17 protein-coding genes are annotated in these 14,580 nt (G+C 42.2%); 6 read left to right on the forward strand and 11 right to left on the reverse strand.

Features of this window, described 5'->3' with window-relative positions:
- Positions 1–102: 102 nt before the first annotated feature.
- Positions 103–672, reverse strand: a complete 570-nt coding sequence (locus FHS45_RS16340) for a hypothetical protein (protein ID WP_062439918.1) — start codon at positions 670–672, stop codon at positions 103–105.
- A gap of 203 nt (positions 673–875) precedes the next feature.
- On the opposite strand from FHS45_RS16340, the gene FHS45_RS16345 reads away from it, so the two are divergent.
- From FHS45_RS16345 to FHS45_RS16360, 4 genes are all read left to right on the forward strand, one after another.
- The gene (locus FHS45_RS16345) at positions 876–1,325 is read left to right on the forward strand and encodes an Hsp20/alpha crystallin family protein (RefSeq protein WP_062439915.1); all 450 of its coding nucleotides are present in this window, start codon (positions 876–878) and stop codon (positions 1,323–1,325) included.
- Positions 1,326–1,445: 120 nt separating this feature from the next.
- Positions 1,446–2,228 carry an ABC transporter ATP-binding protein gene (locus FHS45_RS16350; RefSeq protein WP_062439912.1) on the forward strand — a complete coding sequence of 261 codons (783 nt, stop codon included), beginning with the start codon at positions 1,446–1,448 and terminating at the stop codon, positions 2,226–2,228.
- 23 nt (positions 2,229–2,251) lie between these two features.
- A complete protein-coding gene (locus FHS45_RS16355) occupies positions 2,252–3,211 on the forward strand; it encodes an ABC transporter substrate-binding protein (RefSeq protein WP_148349980.1) in 960 nt (319 codons plus the stop codon).
- Positions 3,212–3,215: 4 nt separating this feature from the next.
- Positions 3,216–3,983: an ABC transporter permease gene (locus FHS45_RS16360; RefSeq protein WP_062439910.1), complete on the forward strand. Its 768-nt coding sequence runs from the start codon at positions 3,216–3,218 to the stop codon at positions 3,981–3,983.
- A 34-nt stretch (positions 3,984–4,017) separates the two neighbouring features.
- Here the strand turns inward: FHS45_RS16360 and FHS45_RS16365 are convergent, their stop codons facing one another.
- A complete protein-coding gene (locus tag FHS45_RS16365; protein WP_062439907.1) occupies positions 4,018–4,443 on the reverse strand; it encodes a winged helix-turn-helix transcriptional regulator in 426 nt (141 codons plus the stop codon).
- Positions 4,444–4,595: 152 nt separating this feature from the next.
- Between FHS45_RS16365 and FHS45_RS16370 the strand changes: the two genes are divergently transcribed.
- Complete coding sequence (locus tag FHS45_RS16370; protein ID WP_062439904.1) at positions 4,596–5,126, forward strand: DUF4242 domain-containing protein; 531 nt, start codon at positions 4,596–4,598, stop codon at positions 5,124–5,126.
- A 36-nt stretch (positions 5,127–5,162) separates the two neighbouring features.
- A complete protein-coding gene (locus tag FHS45_RS16375) occupies positions 5,163–6,218 on the forward strand; it encodes an acyl-CoA dehydrogenase family protein (RefSeq protein WP_062439901.1) in 1,056 nt (351 codons plus the stop codon).
- Between the two features lie 307 nt (positions 6,219–6,525).
- Here FHS45_RS16375 and FHS45_RS16380 read toward each other — a convergent pair whose 3' ends face one another.
- The 9 genes from FHS45_RS16380 to FHS45_RS16420 form a co-directional block, all read right to left on the reverse strand.
- Positions 6,526–7,311 carry a TerC family protein gene (locus FHS45_RS16380; protein ID WP_062439896.1) on the reverse strand — a complete coding sequence of 262 codons (786 nt, stop codon included), beginning with the start codon at positions 7,309–7,311 and terminating at the stop codon, positions 6,526–6,528.
- A 29-nt stretch (positions 7,312–7,340) separates the two neighbouring features.
- On the reverse strand, positions 7,341–7,727 hold the full coding sequence (locus FHS45_RS16385; protein ID WP_062439894.1) for a sporulation protein: 387 nt from the start codon (positions 7,725–7,727) through the stop codon (positions 7,341–7,343).
- A gap of 372 nt (positions 7,728–8,099) precedes the next feature.
- Complete coding sequence (gene metA / locus FHS45_RS16390) at positions 8,100–9,008, reverse strand: homoserine O-acetyltransferase MetA (protein ID WP_062439891.1); 909 nt, start codon at positions 9,006–9,008, stop codon at positions 8,100–8,102.
- Between the two features lie 286 nt (positions 9,009–9,294).
- Positions 9,295–10,764: a betaine-aldehyde dehydrogenase gene (gene betB / locus FHS45_RS16395; RefSeq protein WP_062439888.1), complete on the reverse strand. Its 1,470-nt coding sequence runs from the start codon at positions 10,762–10,764 to the stop codon at positions 9,295–9,297.
- 19 nt (positions 10,765–10,783) lie between these two features.
- Positions 10,784–11,317, reverse strand: a complete 534-nt coding sequence (locus tag FHS45_RS16400; RefSeq protein WP_062439885.1) for a chromate transporter — start codon at positions 11,315–11,317, stop codon at positions 10,784–10,786.
- 6 nt (positions 11,318–11,323) lie between these two features.
- On the reverse strand, positions 11,324–11,908 hold the full coding sequence (locus FHS45_RS16405; protein WP_062439882.1) for a chromate transporter: 585 nt from the start codon (positions 11,906–11,908) through the stop codon (positions 11,324–11,326).
- A complete protein-coding gene (locus tag FHS45_RS16410; RefSeq protein WP_062439879.1) occupies positions 11,905–12,906 on the reverse strand; it encodes an NAD(P)/FAD-dependent oxidoreductase in 1,002 nt (333 codons plus the stop codon). The genes FHS45_RS16405 and FHS45_RS16410 overlap by 4 nt, the downstream gene beginning before the upstream one ends.
- Positions 12,907–12,928: 22 nt before the next feature.
- Positions 12,929–13,288, reverse strand: a complete 360-nt coding sequence (locus FHS45_RS16415) for a Rieske (2Fe-2S) protein (protein WP_062439876.1) — start codon at positions 13,286–13,288, stop codon at positions 12,929–12,931.
- Positions 13,266–14,360, reverse strand: a complete 1,095-nt coding sequence (locus FHS45_RS16420) for an amidohydrolase family protein (protein ID WP_062439873.1) — start codon at positions 14,358–14,360, stop codon at positions 13,266–13,268. Before FHS45_RS16420 ends, FHS45_RS16415 begins: the two co-directional genes overlap by 23 nt.
- Between the last annotated feature and the right edge of the window lie 220 nt (positions 14,361–14,580).

Here is a 14,580-nt window from a genome sequence, read left to right on the forward strand (position 1 = left end):
CTAGCGCTTTTGCGCCTGGCCTGGTTCCTTTTTTATACAATATTTGAACGGTATTTCTGAATAAAAAAAGCAGAAGGGATCTCTCCCTCCTGCCTAACTTAATTAGCTTAATTCCGAACTCATATTTACTGGCAGCAATCCTGCCTCTTCATAAACACTGTCCAGTTTTTCCTGGAACTGGTCAAAGTTTTCCTGTGCTCCTGATAAGTCTGCTTCTTCAGGCGCTTCTTTTAACGCGCTTTGTGCTTCATCATAATAAGCTTTCAGTGAATCAAGCGCACTGTTGTATTCCTCTTTCATGGTTTCAGGCAATTCCTCACTGACTTCAAAGCTTTCTACCGCGCTCACAGCTTCTCCTGCTGCAGCTTGCGCTTCCTCACCAGCTGCCTGCAACTCTTCTTCCTCTGGCTGATTTTCTTCATCCGCTTTCATGGCTTCGTAGCCAGCAATCTTTGAATGATGCGGGCGAAGCTCCTCAGCAAGGTTCATTTGAGTCTTAAGCAGAGCGGACTTTACTGCTTTTTCATCTGCGTCACCATTATTTTCAGCGCTTTCATTTTCTTGTGTTTCCTGACCGTTAGATTCATTTTCCTCGTCAGCGCCTGATTGAGAACAACCGGCTGCAACAAGGGCGATGAGTAGTCCTGTTATTAGAAAAACTTTTTTCAACATTCTTATCTCCCCTTCCATCTCTAGCATTGTCATTTTATAGGAAAATAATTGGATGGTAAATACAATTGGTTATAATGGTAAAATTGGAAATAATCAGTATTTTCCCCTTCGAATTTTGCTTGCGCCCAATTTAACTGGTTAGCGGGTACATTTCCGCCCATATAACATAACTTGTTAGTGAATAAAGGAAAGGGGGAGGGCCAATGGCGCCCAAGAAAAACAACCTGCCGAATTTGTTCGACGAAAGATTTTATGATTTCCTCCGCTCCGTTGATACCTTCTTCGATAAAACGATGAAGCAGCTGAAGCCTTTCTTCAATTCCGCAACAATCCCCATAAACATCCAAGAAACTAAAACAGAAGTTATTGTAAAAGCGGAGCTCCCGGAATTTGATAAAGACCATGTGAGAGTAGAAATATCAGGAAATCAATTGTGGATATCTGCAGAGAAAAAGGAAATTATCGAAACAATCGATGAAGCTAACAATCATTACCATAAAGAACAGTCCGTACACACAGCAGAGCGATCTATTACACTGCCTTTTTTGATTTCACAAGAAGAAACTTCCACTTATTTTGAAAATGGTATATTGACAATCGTGACTCCCAAAAGGAAACATATGGAGTTGCCGAGTGATTATTTCTGGATGTAAGGAAATAGATGAAATTTAACTGGCGAAGCCAGTTGTTTTTTTATACAAAGTATAATAGAATAACTTACAACATTAAAACACAGTAATTTTATATGAATTAATGGGATTGGGGGTTGGCAATTGAGTGATCATGCGATTCAAATCAGGAATTTGACGAAGAGTTTTCTAAACAAGGGTACAAAAGATGAGGTATTAAAGAATATCAATGTCGATATTGAAAGAGGAGAAACAATTGCGGTCATCGGACAAAGCGGGTGTGGAAAGAGTACACTGCTAAATGTAATTGGCGGGTTCGAAACCCCGGATAATGGAAGTGTTTTATTTGAAGGAGAGAAAGTGAGCAGTCCCAGTAGAAGAAGTGTCATGCTTTTTCAGAATTATGGCTTATTACCATGGAGATCGGTGCAAAAGAATGTGGAATTAGGTTTGGAAGACACTAACCTTTCCTCAGCAGAGCGAAAAGAAAAAGCTCTTCACTATCTTCAAATGGTTGGCCTCGAGGATAAATGGGATCGCTTTCCACATCAGTTATCGGGTGGAATGCAGCAGCGGGTAGCGATTGCTAGAGCTTTGGCAATCGAGCCGGAATTGCTTTTAATGGATGAACCATTCGGAGCATTGGATACCTTCAATCGTTATTACCTGCAAGACGAGCTCCTTAAAATACAAAAAGAGTCCAACACAACGATAATATTGGTTACCCATGATATTGATGAAGCGATTTACCTGGCTGATCGGGTCTTCATTATGAGCACCAACTCCGGTGATATCCAACGAGAAGTGGTAATCAACGCTTATAAACCAAGAGACAGAAGTGGAAGAGACTTTCAATATTTCAGGAAATTGATACTGGAAGAATTCCAATTGAGCAGTGCAACTCCTTCTTTGGAATATAATATTTAAAAGTAATCGGAGGACTGATTATTATGTTTGCAAAAAAAATGCTATGGATAGCTTCATTCTCGGTACTGCTTCTCGTCATGAGTGCATGTGGTTCGGATTCGGAAACCGACGGAGATGGTAAGCCGACAATCAAGCTGGGATACTTACCGATTACCCATGCCGTCCCTTTATATATGGAAAAGCATTTAATAGAAGAACAAGATAAGAATTTCAATATTGAGCTGGTGAAATTTCCGTCTTGGCCAGATTTGATGGACGCATTAAATACGGGACAAATTGATGGAGCCTCTGCTTTAGTAACCGTTGCGATGAAAGCGAAAGAACAAGGAATCGATTTGAAAGCAGTAGCATTGGGACACCGGGATGGTAACGTTCTGGTTACCGATAACGAAATAGAAAGTGTTCAAGATTTAAAGGGAGAAACGTTCGCGATCCCACATAAATTTTCCACACATAATATTCTCCTGTACCAAATGCTGAAAAAAGAGGGATTAGCCTATGAAGATGTGAATGCTGTGGAAATGCCTCCAGCTGAAATGCCTGCCGCCCTTTCCGAAGGCAGAATTGCGGGCTACGTGGTAGCAGAACCTTTTGGTGCCCAGTCTGTTGCGTTAGGAAAAGGTAAAGTCCTCTATCAATCTGATGAATTATGGACGGATTCTGTGGATTGTGCATTGATTTTACACAATGATTTTATCGAGAAAGATAAAGAACTGGTTCAGGAATTCATGAATAGCTATGTGGAAGCTGGTAAAGAGGCAGAGAAAAAAGACCAGCATGTTCATGACGTAGCTTCGGAATACATGAAAGTAAACGAAGAAGTGATGGACTTGTCCTTAAAATGGATTTCTTATGATGATTTAAGAATTCCTGAAGATTCTTACCAGGAGTTGAGCAGCTACCTGCAGGAGATGGGGTTGTCAGAAAATCCTCCTTCTTATGAAGAATTTGTAGATAATACTTTCATAGATAAGGCGAAGTGATTGAATGAAAACGCTACGGAAAACTACTAATATTTTCATAGGCATAAGCATCATTATAGTAATCTGGCAATTGACGACAATGCTGTTTGATTTCGAGGAAGCATTATTACCTCCGCCACTTATGGTAGCGGAAGGTATCGTTTCTTTGATTGCGGATGGGACATTTTTTGAACACTTGAAGGTAAGTATGTATCGCTTTTTGGTCGGCTACCTTTCAGCTGTAATCGTGGCTGTATTGCTCGGCTTGCTGTTAGGAAGGATGACGAAGCTATGGGATATTTTCGATCCGATTGTTCAATTGTTAAGACCAGTAGCCCCAATTGCGTGGTCACCATTCATCGTGTTATGGTTCGGTATCGGTAGTGCTCCGGCGATTGTCATTATTTTCATTGCTGCCTTCTTCCCCGTTCTTTTATCAACTGTCTCAGGGGTTAAAAAGGTGGATGGAACTTATTTGAAGCTGGCCAGGAATTTAGAGATCAAACAGCCACAGTTAATGACGAAAATCATTTTCCCGGCGGCTTTTCCAGCTATCGCTAATGGACTTCATATCGGTCTCGGAACTGCGTGGATTTTCCTCGTTTCTGGTGAAATGGTAGGGGCGCAATCGGGACTTGGATACCTTATAGTAGATGCCCGGAATCTGCTGCGGCTGGATCTCGTGCTTGCCGGGATTATTTTCATCGGTGTATGTGGGCTGCTGCTGGATAAAGCAATTCGTTTGTTTGAACGTTGGATTGAAAAGCAATGGGGAATTGTACCGAACGACTGACTGAAATAAAAAAGACAGGGCCAGGTCCCTGTCTTTAATCTACTTCCACCACGGAAAGTTCATTAACATTCTCGTTACAATGAGAGCAGTAGTACGTGATGTCAACTTCATGGTTACATTTATCGTGGATGATTTTCTTATAACATTTATCGAGGTGCTGTCGTCCCCATAGGATAATAGAATTGAAGACATCCTCAAGATCTTTTCCGCTATCTGTCAAATTATAAGCGTAGCGAGGGGGATGATCGCTATATAGGGAGGAAGCGACGAGTCCGCTTTCTTCCAAATATTTCAGGCGATCTGACAGTAAGTTGGATGAAATCCCATTCAACGCTTTTTTGATCTCAGTGAAGGTATTGTTACCAATGAATATTTCGTGAACGATTAATAGCGTCCATCGATCGCCGATGATGTTTAAAGTTTGTGCTATATTGCAAGGTAAATCATAAGTAGCTTTCATGTTTTTCCCTCCATTGATTTTCGTAATTTGATGATAACATAATTTTTTTATAATACTAGGTTGATTTTTTGAACTTAGTATCATAAACTAACAATATAGTTAAAGTTGATTAAGTTTATCGGAATAATTATTTTATGAGGAGAGGATAAGAAATGGCGTTATATTTAGTAGAATCCACGTTAAAAGAAAAAATATCTGATAAAGAAGAGTTTGAAGGATCCGTCGAGAAATTAAAAACAAGTTTAGAACAAAATAATGTCAATCTGATCGAAGTACAGGTTTCCAAAGATTTCGAAAGAGTCTTTTTCATCTTTGAATCAGAAAGTGCTGATACCCTAGAAAAGGCATTGAAAGATGAAGGTGTAGCAATCGACTTGATCAAGGAAGTACGGATTGTTGGAAAAGAACTGGAAGAAGTGAAAAAGCAGGCAGATAAAGTGAACTATCTAGTCGAGTGGAATCTTCCTGAAGATCTCACAATGGATCAATACCTGGCACGCAAGAAAAAGAATTCCGTACATTATGCGGAAGTACCAGAGGTGTCTTTCTCGAGGACGTATGTTTGTGAAGATATGACGAAATGCCTCTGCTTTTATGATGCACCAGATGAAGATGCGGTGAAACGTGCCCGGGAAGCAGTAAATACTCCGCTCGATTCGATTACTGAAATCAACAATGATTAACTTGTATTAGTTTATGGAAAGGGGCGCTGACCGGCTATGATAACCGAAGGGAATGCGGATCAACATAATATAATAGCCCCATTGATCAAAGAAAAATTGAAACCATACGTTAAGAAAGTGGATCTCGACGCCTTTTATGCGGAAGATTATCTGCTAAGTCTGGGGAAGGCTGGCTTGTTTCAGTCGCCAGGTCACATAGAAGACAAAGTCGTTTACAATGAGATGCAGCTGGTCGAAGAAACAGCGAAAACATGTATGACAACGGCTTTCAATCTGTGGTGCCATCTCGCTTCATTGACTTACCTGCGCTGCAGCGATAAGGAAACGCTTAAAAGAGAATTGCTTCCTAAGCTGGAAAATGGGGAGACACTTGGGGCAACGGGGTTGTCCAACCCAATGAAAAACTATGCCGGCCTGGAACCCCTTCATTTGCAGGCGGAAGGAAAAAAGGAAGGCTGGATCCTATCCGGTAACTTGCCTTCTGTCTCTAACCTGGGAAAAGGTCATTGGTTCGGAGCGGTAGCCAATACCAATGAGGGGAAGCACCTAATGGCATTTGTTCCGTGCGAGGCTGAAGGTCTAAAGTTCAAAGAGAAAGCGGATTACCTCGGGGTTAACGGCAGTGCTACTTTTGCCTGCCAGTTCAACGATGTCTTTATTCCTGAGAAATGGATCATCTCCACCAACGCTCAACAGTTTATTAAAAAGATTCGTCCGTATTTCGTACTTTATCAGGTACCTTTAGGATTGGGGATTATTGAAGCTTCAATTGAATCCATTCGAAAAGCATCCAGGAAACAAGGCGGAGCGAATTGTCATTTGACTGTTCAAGCTGACGAACTTGCCGAAAAACATGCATATCTTCGCAATAAATTATACACGTTGGTCACTGGACAAGAATGGACAGAAATTCTTAAAGTTCGTTTAGCCGTAGCCAAGCTTGCACTGAAAGCCGTCCAGGCGGATATGCTGCATAACGGCGGAGCGGCTTACCTGCAAAAAAGCAATCCAGCTAGAAGGTTGAAAGAATCATATTTCATGGCCAACCTGACCCCGACGATCAGACATTTAGAGAAACTATTAAATAATTAATTTACAAACCTATCCTAGGAATATATCCAGGATAGGTTTTTGGTGTGTACAAGTTAATATAAGGGAATACTACGGATAAATATTAAGAGCAGGTGATCCTAATGAAAAAGTTATCAGCAGGGTTAATACTGTCAAATGGAAAAATGTTTCTTGGCTGTCACTCTACAGGCAATTGGTTCTACGACTTGCCAAAAGGAGAGGTAGGGGAAGAGGAAGACCCAAGGTCAACCTCACTATCATTAATAAATTTTCTATTATTCTACCTGAAAGCAAAAAACTGCTGGAATTCCAGCAGTTTTTTATATAATTAATTCTGTACAACAGGTTTATTCTCCACAGTTTGATGAGGTTTTTCTTTAGATAAGAACCAGCCTCCAATACCAATGGAAAGAAGGACAGACCAGAAGGTGATTTTCCAGCCGGCACTTTTAGCAAAGCCTTCTGCAAGGATGGCGAGTTCTGGATGGGCCAGGGTATAGACGGCGAGCTTAACACCAACCCAGGCGACGATCAAATAGGCAGCGGTCTCAAGGCCAGGTCTGCGGTCGAGCAGGCCGACAAAATAGCTGGCTGCAAATCGCATGATTACAAGGCCGATGATTCCTCCAGCAAGGATGACAGCGAAGTGACCGCCATCCATTCCACCAATTTCAGGCATGCTAGTCATTGGTAATGTAACTGCTAAGGCAACAGCAGCTAGAATGGAGTCGACGGCAAATGCAATGTCTGCCAACTCTACTTTAATAACAGTTGCCCAGAATCCTGATCCCTTTTTCACTTCTTTTACAGCTTTCATCTTAGGTTTCAGTACATGCTTTTTCAATAGGTGATAGACAGCGATGCCGAACAAGTAGAGTGCACCGATCGCCTGAACTTGCCAAATGTGCACCAGGTAGGAAATGATGAACAAAGATCCGAAGCGGAATACGAATGCGCCAGCTAACCCATAAAATAATGCTTTTTTTCTTTTTTCTGCCGGCAGGTGTTTGACCATCGTAGCAATAACGAGGGCGTTATCTGCTGCCAAAATACCTTCTAAGCCAATGAGAATCAATAGTACCCATCCATATTCCATCAATAAAGAAATGTCCAATTCATGTTCTCCTTCAAAATAGTTATTTTTTAATTCCTAACGATGATTTCGTCATGGTCAAAACTTTTGGCATCATCCTTAAAAACAATCTTTGTTCGTAAGCGGTAGGTAATGGAATCTGTGGTAGGTGGAAGTTCTTCCGGTAACTGATAATGGAAAGGGACTTCCGTTTTATCATTCGCTTCAATAGTTTTTGACATTAATACCGTGGTTACGGGCTCGACGAATTCTGGTTTTCTGCCAGTTTGTTCTTTCACCAAGTCGCACTCCAGCCGGTTCACCCTCTGGCTTACCCAGCCGCCATGTAAATGAAAGGAACCGGAGACGGTGCTGCCAGGGGTGAGCTCGTTCCTATTTAAGATCAAATCCACTTTAGGTGATCCGATTTTCAGCTTGCTTAGCACTTTGGTAATCATCGTTGTTACCTCCTTGATCTAATGTTGACATAAAGGATGTTTTACTTTGCTATACACATTTTTGAAGTGATAGATATAAAGATTAAATACTGTTCTCCCCCTTACGGGCTATAAAAAAACCTTTACCAACGATGTGGTAAAGGTTTGGTGAAGTCAATATAGATACCTTTACCGCATTGGGCAAAGGTCTCGCAAACAACATAATGTTGCCAGTTAAGCCGGTGATCAATAATCACGTATTGTCGACATAACTGTCAGCTACTCCCCTTTGGAGTTTTATTCAGTTTGATAAAGCTGAATCTGTATATATATAATAATATAATTTTTGGAAGCCGTCTATCATTTTTTTCCTTTAAAAAAGTTTTTTACGTGTTATTTCCAGGAGAACGGTGTTTCCTGATATACATAGTAATTCAGCCAATTATAGAACATCAAATACGCATGAGAACGCCAGCGGTTTAATGGCTTCTTCTCTGGGTCATTGTCGGGGAAATAGTCAACAGGTACATGGGGCTCTAGCCCTCTATTTGTATCCCTGTGGTATTCGTCTCCTAGTGTTTCGGCATCATACTCAATGTGGCCGGTGATCATTACGTGTTTTTGATCCTTCGAAAGGATAGTACATGGGCCAGCTTCCTCTGAAGAAGATAAGAGAATCAGGTCATCGTGTGCCAGGATTTCTTCCTCACAAACACTGGTATAACGGGAATGAGGCACCACAAATTCATCATCACTGCCTCGGGCAAGCTTAATATTGTTCTGCAGTAAGCGATGTTTAAACACTCCGGTCAACTTTTGAGGCAATTCATATTTACCAATACCGTAATGGTGGTAAAGTGCAGCTTGGGCACCCCAGCATATATGCATGACGGAAGTGACATGGTCTTTTGTCCATTCCATGATTTCCGTAAGTTCTTCCCAGTATACAACTTCTTCGAACGGCAACTGTTCAATTGGCGCGCCGGTCACGATCATGCCATCAAAACGCTGGTGTTTGATATCTTTGAAGCTTTTATAGAATTGCTGCAAGTGTGACTTGCTCACATTTTTCGACTCATAAGTAGCGGTATGTAAAAACTCGACATTTACTTGAAGTGGAGAGTTACTGAGCAACCGCAGCAATTGAGTCTCGGTCCGTTCTTTTTCTGGCATCAGGTTCAGGATCAGTATGTTCAAAGGACGGATATCCTGGGTTTTCGCCCTTTCTTCGTCCATCGTAAAAATGTTCTCTTCTGAGAGAATTTCTCCTGCTGGCAGGTCTTTCGGGATATTGATAGGCAAACCAAGTTCCTCCTTCGAAAAAAGAATAATATATTTATTATAGCGACGTAATTTAACGAGGGCAATGGAGATGCGAAATAAAATTCATTCTATTCGGAAGTATTTGAAAGTATGAGGGCTAAATAGTCAAGTTAACTAAAAAAGAAGCCCCTCCATAAGGGCTTCTTTTTTAGTTAACTCTTTGGAACCGGGTTTCCTCTGCAATCCTTATGGTTATAAGCTCCATATAGCAGTTTCGGGCGAATGCCTATAAAAAGGATGGACGAGCATCCATCCTTTAGGCTAATTAGAACCATTGAAGTGGTTGTGGATTGGTATTTTCAAAAACATGTTTCACTTCGGTATATTCTTCAAGGCCCAGCTTTCCAAGCTCCCTGCCGATTCCGGATGATTTGTATCCGCCCCATGGAGCCTGGGCGAAGTAAGGATGGAAGTCATTAATCCAAACGGTTCCCATTCGCAGTTCGCTTGATACTCTCTCTGCCTTTCTAATATCCTTTGTCCAAACTGCCCCGGCCAGTCCATACTTGGAGTCGTTCGCCAGCTGGATTGCCTGTTCTTCTGTTTCGAAGCGTTCAATTGTCAAGATAGGGCCGAACGTTTCTTCCTGCACAATTCGCATAGAGGTGTGGCAATTGGTAAAGATGGTCGGTTCAAAAAAGAAACCTTGCTGAAGGTCTGCACCTTTGGGGCGTTTCCCGCCGATTTCCAGCTCAGCTCCTTCATTGATGCCGATCGTAACATAATTTTCTACTTTTTCACGATGTTCTTCAGAAATTAATGGTCCTGATTGTGTCGTATCCTCAAACCCATTTCCTAGCTTGATTTGTTTTGTGCGTTCAACCAGGGCAGCAACAAACTCATCATGAATAGTTTCTTGTACTAATAACCGGGCTCCGGCAGAGCAAACTTGTCCAGAATGAAAAAATATTGCATTCATCGCCTGGTCGACTGCGGTATCAAACTCAGCATCATCAAAAACTATATTAGGGTTTTTACCTCCCAGCTCCAAGGCGATTTTTTTAAAGTTGGAGGAAGCGGCTGTCATTACCTTGCGGCCTGTTTCAATTCCACCGGTAAAGGAGATAAGATCAACCAGGTGACTTTCAGCCAGCATTTGTCCTGTCTTAGCTCCACTTCCTAAAATCAGGTTGGCGACTCCGGCTGGAACACCGGCTTCTTCTATTAATTCTGTCACCTTTATGGTTGTAAGGGGAGTAATCTCACTAGGTTTGATTATCAGTGTATTGCCTGCTGCTAATGCCGGTGCTATCTTCCAGGCTGCCTGTAATAAAGGATAATTCCATGGGGTGATCTGTCCACAAACACCGACAGGTTCGCGGACAACTTTGCTTCTTGAATCAGGGATAGGTGACTCGATGACTTCTCCGCCATCTTTATCTGCGAGCCCCCCATAGTAGCGAAAAACTTCCGCAATATCCTCCATATCAGCTATACTTTCTGTTAACGTTTTCCCCGTATCAAGTGTTTCAAGCTCTGCTAATTCTTGTTTGTCGCGTTCTATCAACTCTGCAATTTTCGATACCAGTTTTCCTCGTTCCAGTGCGGGAGTATGGCGCCAGTCTCCTTTGTCGAAGGCTTGTCTGGCAGCATCGATGGCATATTGGGTATCCTTTTCATTTCCCTCAGCTACTTCAGCGATTACTTGCTGGTTGAATGGATTGATGATGGTTCTTGTTTGGCCGCTTTCGGCAGATAACCATTGGCCATTAATGAACATCTGTTTTTGGTTCATATGGGAAACCTCCTACCTTTTAAAAACTATTAATTAACACACCTAATGTTCCAGAGATTATCATGACCCAAACCGGCGAGATGTTTTTCACCAAGAGTACAATTGAGAGAATTAAAATGAAATAAGGCGAATATTCCCTTGAATAGGTGAACAAGCCGGTTTGCAGTCCCATGCGGACTCCTGCATACAATATGAGAGCCACAATCACAGGATGGATTCCATTCAAGCTTTGGAAAAGGTACTTTGGCTGAGAACGGAGCGTCAGCAGTTTGGTCAATACCATTACCATCAAAAAAGAGGGAAGCAAATTACTGATAACTGCTATGGCTGCTCCTATTATTCCAGCCGTCTGATATCCAATGAACAAAGCTGAGTTCGTCGCTATTGGTCCCGGTGATGATCCGGATATTGCGATGATGTCTGTAAATTGTTCCAGTGATATCCATTTATGTTTCTGGATTGCCTGCTCCATTAGCGGAATCATCGCGTAGCCCCCGCCAAAACCGAATAATCCTATTTTGAAAAATTCAATGAACAGGTTCAACAACAGCATGTATGATCACCTTCTATTACTGATGCTTTGATAAATGACACCAGCCAATCCCCCGCCGATTATCATGAGAAAAGGGGAGATGGCAAGAGTGAGAAGCAACCCGGCTGCTAATAAAAAAACGACCATGGTAAAACGATCATGAATGGCTTTTTTTCCAATCTTATAGGCGGTGAACATAATGAGCCCCACAATAGCAGGCCGAATCCCCTTAAATGCATCTTGTATCAGTGACAGCTCCTGATAGGTCATATACATATAAGTCAATATGATAATAATTACCGCTGCCGGGAATATCATTCCAAAAACTGCCGAGATAGCCCCCGCCAGTCCTTGCAGGGTATAGCCAATATAGATAGAAGTATTGATTGCAACGGAACCTGGCGAGGATTGAGCCACTGTAACAATGTTAGGAATATCTTCTTTTTTCATCCACTTTCTTTTTTTCACGATTTCGCTTTCTATATAAGGCAAAATCGCTATTCCTCCTCCGAAGGTGAAAGGACTTATTTTCATAAACATCAAAAATATCGAAATGATATTTAGCTGCTGTCTCCCCTCTGTTTCATTATTTTCATCGATGGAGAAGTTCATGATCCGCTTAACACGCTGGTGCTATGAGGGGGCTGGACTCTTGTATCAGGGTCAATGAAATGCTTGGCTTGGCTAATGGCCGTAGGGGCCTCACCGAATCCTGATGCAATGAGTTTTACTTTCCCTTCATGCGTGGTGATATCACCGGCTGCGTAAATTCCGGAGATGTTCGTCTCCATTTTCTGGTTAACAATAATGGAGTTCTTATCAAGCTCTAAACCCCATTGTTTAATAGCCCCAAGACTGGAGAGAAAGCCATGATTAACGATCAAAGAATCGATGGTCAGGTTCTCTTTATGATCGCCTTTATTTTCCTTTAAGGTTATGGTTTCAATACTTTCTTTTGTACCAATCAAATCTTCTATAATCATCGGTGTCTTGATATGAATAGTAGATGCTTTTAGTTGATTGACACTATGTTCATGAGCTCTGAATTTTTCGCGTCGATGGACAAGTGTCACCTCATCTGCAATCCCCTCAAGCATCAGGGCCCAGTCCACAGCAGAGTCACCGCCTCCAGCGACACAGACCTTTTGTCCTTGGAAGGCATGCAGGTCGGTTACTGAATAGAAGAGGTTTTTCCCTTCATATTGCCAGGCGGATTGGTGCTTAAGCCTTCGAGGCTGGAAAGCTCCTGCGCCACATGTAATAATTACGGTTTTCGAATAATGGACCGCTTTCGTTGTGGTCACTTTAAAAAGTTTTTCGTCTAATTTTTCTACTTGCTGAACATTTTCCTCCAGGCAAATTTCAGGATCGAATTGCCGGGCTTGTTCTTCCAGCTGGCTGACGAGATCCTTGGCAAGAACTTTAGGGAAGCCGGCCACATCATAAATGTATTTTTCCGGGTACAGTGCCGACAATTGGCCGCCAAGCTGTGGCAGGCTGTCAATCAATTTCACAGACATCTGCCTCATTCCGCCATAGAAAGCGGCAAATAATCCTGTCGGGCCTCCACCAATAATGATGGTATCGACCACCTGATCGTTATGGTTCATCTTAAATCACCTTCTTGCTTCTTTATTTATAAACAATGACACTTTCATCTTCTACCCGTACTTTAAAGCTCGGGATCTTCTTGCTTGGATTAGCAAGCATTCTTCCTTCATTTTTGATAGAAAATTCTCTTCCATGCCATGGGCAGCGTATTACTTCTCCTTCATGGCAGTAATCATACGAGCCAGGTTTACTTTTATCAGTTGTAGCCCCGCAGATCATCCCTTTATCGAGGGGGGCTCCCTGGTGGATGCATTGGTTCATAAAAGCGTAAAATTCCCCGTCAGGCGTCCTGCATACCAACACACCCTGTCTTCCAAAACTAGCCTCTTTCATTTCCCCTGGTTGTATATCCGAAGTTTTACAAACTACTTGCTCTTTCATTGTTAGCCCTCCTTTTTTTCGGCAGTTTCGGGTAAAATGCTTTTGCGTTTTCCGCGAATATCTTCTGCTTTAGCTCAGCATCCAGGTTAGGTAAGGCGCGATAGGGTGAATCATAATCCCAATGTGGATAGTCTGTTGAGAAGCACAGCATTTCATCTGTCCCCATTTGCTCGATCAGCGACATGAATTCTTTTTTGGTCAATTCTTCCGCAGGTTGGGTAGTGAATCGAACTTGCTCTTTCATAATCTGGCTTGGCTTCCTCTTCAGCCACGGTACTTCATGGCGTAAATCCCGATATTGCTGGTCCATTTTCCACATTAAGTGAGGGATGAAGGTAAACCCTCCTTCAATCATCATCAGCCCGAGATTAGGGAACTTATCGAAAACCCCATTGAACATCATGCTGGTGATTTGTTTCATATGAGCCGTTGGGATCAGCGTGTGCCATTCAATGAAATATCTTGGCCACTTCCCATAGTAGACAGGGGGTTCATTATGGTGCATGCCGATCATTAAGTTATGTTTTTCAGCAGCTTCAAAAATTGGATGGTAGAAGGGATCTCCCCACATAATGTCATCGATAGGGAGCAGGACCTGTACCATCTTTGGATGGGATCCGACTCTTTCAATCTCTTTAATTGCTGCGTCACGATCTTGAGCTGCGATATGAACAGATCCATATAACCGTTCATCTTTCTCCAGCCAGTTTTCAATCTGCCAATCATTATAGGCAGACGCCAAAGCAACAGCCATTTCGTGCCAGCCATGCATGGAAGAAGGTGACGGGTCTAATGCACTGGTTAAAATTCCGATTTCATGACCAATATCATCCAACAGTTGTTCTTGCATGAACTTCAGGTCAGAGCCTGCAGGGCGTCCATCCGGAACGATAGCGTCAGCGCGATCCACTCCGGCTACCGCTGGCTGGGTGTAAGGCATATGTTTTTCTTGTATCCAATGGCAATTCGTAATGTAGTGTTTATAGGGTTCATCCAGGTACTCCAGAATATCTTTATATTGGACTCGTTCGTGTATATCGGTATCTACAATTGGAATTTGGTATTTAGGCAAAGCGTATTCCTCCTTTTTCTTGTTTTGCGCATGTGTTATATCGTATCAGCAGCTTGAAAAAGTCTCCAAACCTGCTAAAAAGGGATGAGTGTAAAATAGATATTTCAGTGAAGCTCAGTGAAGCTCAGTGACGTTCAGTGACATTTTTTTAATTTTTAGAGGAATTTGCAATTAAACTGAAATCTATGTAATATATGAAACTGTTGCTGTCGCCCACTTG

The organism is Thalassobacillus devorans, assembly GCF_011761345.1.
GTDB classification, from domain to species: Bacteria; Bacillota; Bacilli; order Bacillales; family Halobacillaceae; genus Thalassobacillus; species Thalassobacillus devorans.

What these genes read in the sequence shown, in the direction of transcription:
- FHS45_RS16370 (WP_062439904.1), top strand. Translation starts at nt 4,596, where the DNA reads ATGGCGTTATATTTAGTAGAATCCACGTTAAAAGAAAAAATATCTGAT.
- FHS45_RS16410 (WP_062439879.1), bottom strand. Translation starts at nt 12,906, where the DNA reads ATGAACCATAACGATCAGGTGGTCGATACCATCATTATTGGTGGAGGC.
- FHS45_RS16385 (WP_062439894.1), bottom strand. Translation starts at nt 7,727, where the DNA reads ATGATTACCAAAGTGCTAAGCAAGCTGAAAATCGGATCACCTAAAGTG.
- FHS45_RS16405 (WP_062439882.1), bottom strand. Translation starts at nt 11,908, where the DNA reads ATGAACTTCTCCATCGATGAAAATAATGAAACAGAGGGGAGACAGCAG.
- FHS45_RS16355 (WP_148349980.1), top strand. Translation starts at nt 2,252, where the DNA reads ATGTTTGCAAAAAAAATGCTATGGATAGCTTCATTCTCGGTACTGCTT.
- FHS45_RS16375 (WP_062439901.1), top strand. Translation starts at nt 5,163, where the DNA reads ATGATAACCGAAGGGAATGCGGATCAACATAATATAATAGCCCCATTG.
- FHS45_RS16400 (WP_062439885.1), bottom strand. Translation starts at nt 11,317, where the DNA reads ATGCTGTTGTTGAACCTGTTCATTGAATTTTTCAAAATAGGATTATTC.
- FHS45_RS16415 (WP_062439876.1), bottom strand. Translation starts at nt 13,288, where the DNA reads ATGAAAGAGCAAGTAGTTTGTAAAACTTCGGATATACAACCAGGGGAA.
- FHS45_RS16360 (WP_062439910.1), top strand. Translation starts at nt 3,216, where the DNA reads ATGAAAACGCTACGGAAAACTACTAATATTTTCATAGGCATAAGCATC.
- betB (WP_062439888.1), bottom strand. Translation starts at nt 10,764, where the DNA reads ATGAACCAAAAACAGATGTTCATTAATGGCCAATGGTTATCTGCCGAA.
- FHS45_RS16365 (WP_062439907.1), bottom strand. Translation starts at nt 4,443, where the DNA reads ATGAAAGCTACTTATGATTTACCTTGCAATATAGCACAAACTTTAAAC.
- FHS45_RS16340 (WP_062439918.1), bottom strand. Translation starts at nt 672, where the DNA reads ATGTTGAAAAAAGTTTTTCTAATAACAGGACTACTCATCGCCCTTGTT.
- FHS45_RS16345 (WP_062439915.1), top strand. Translation starts at nt 876, where the DNA reads ATGGCGCCCAAGAAAAACAACCTGCCGAATTTGTTCGACGAAAGATTT.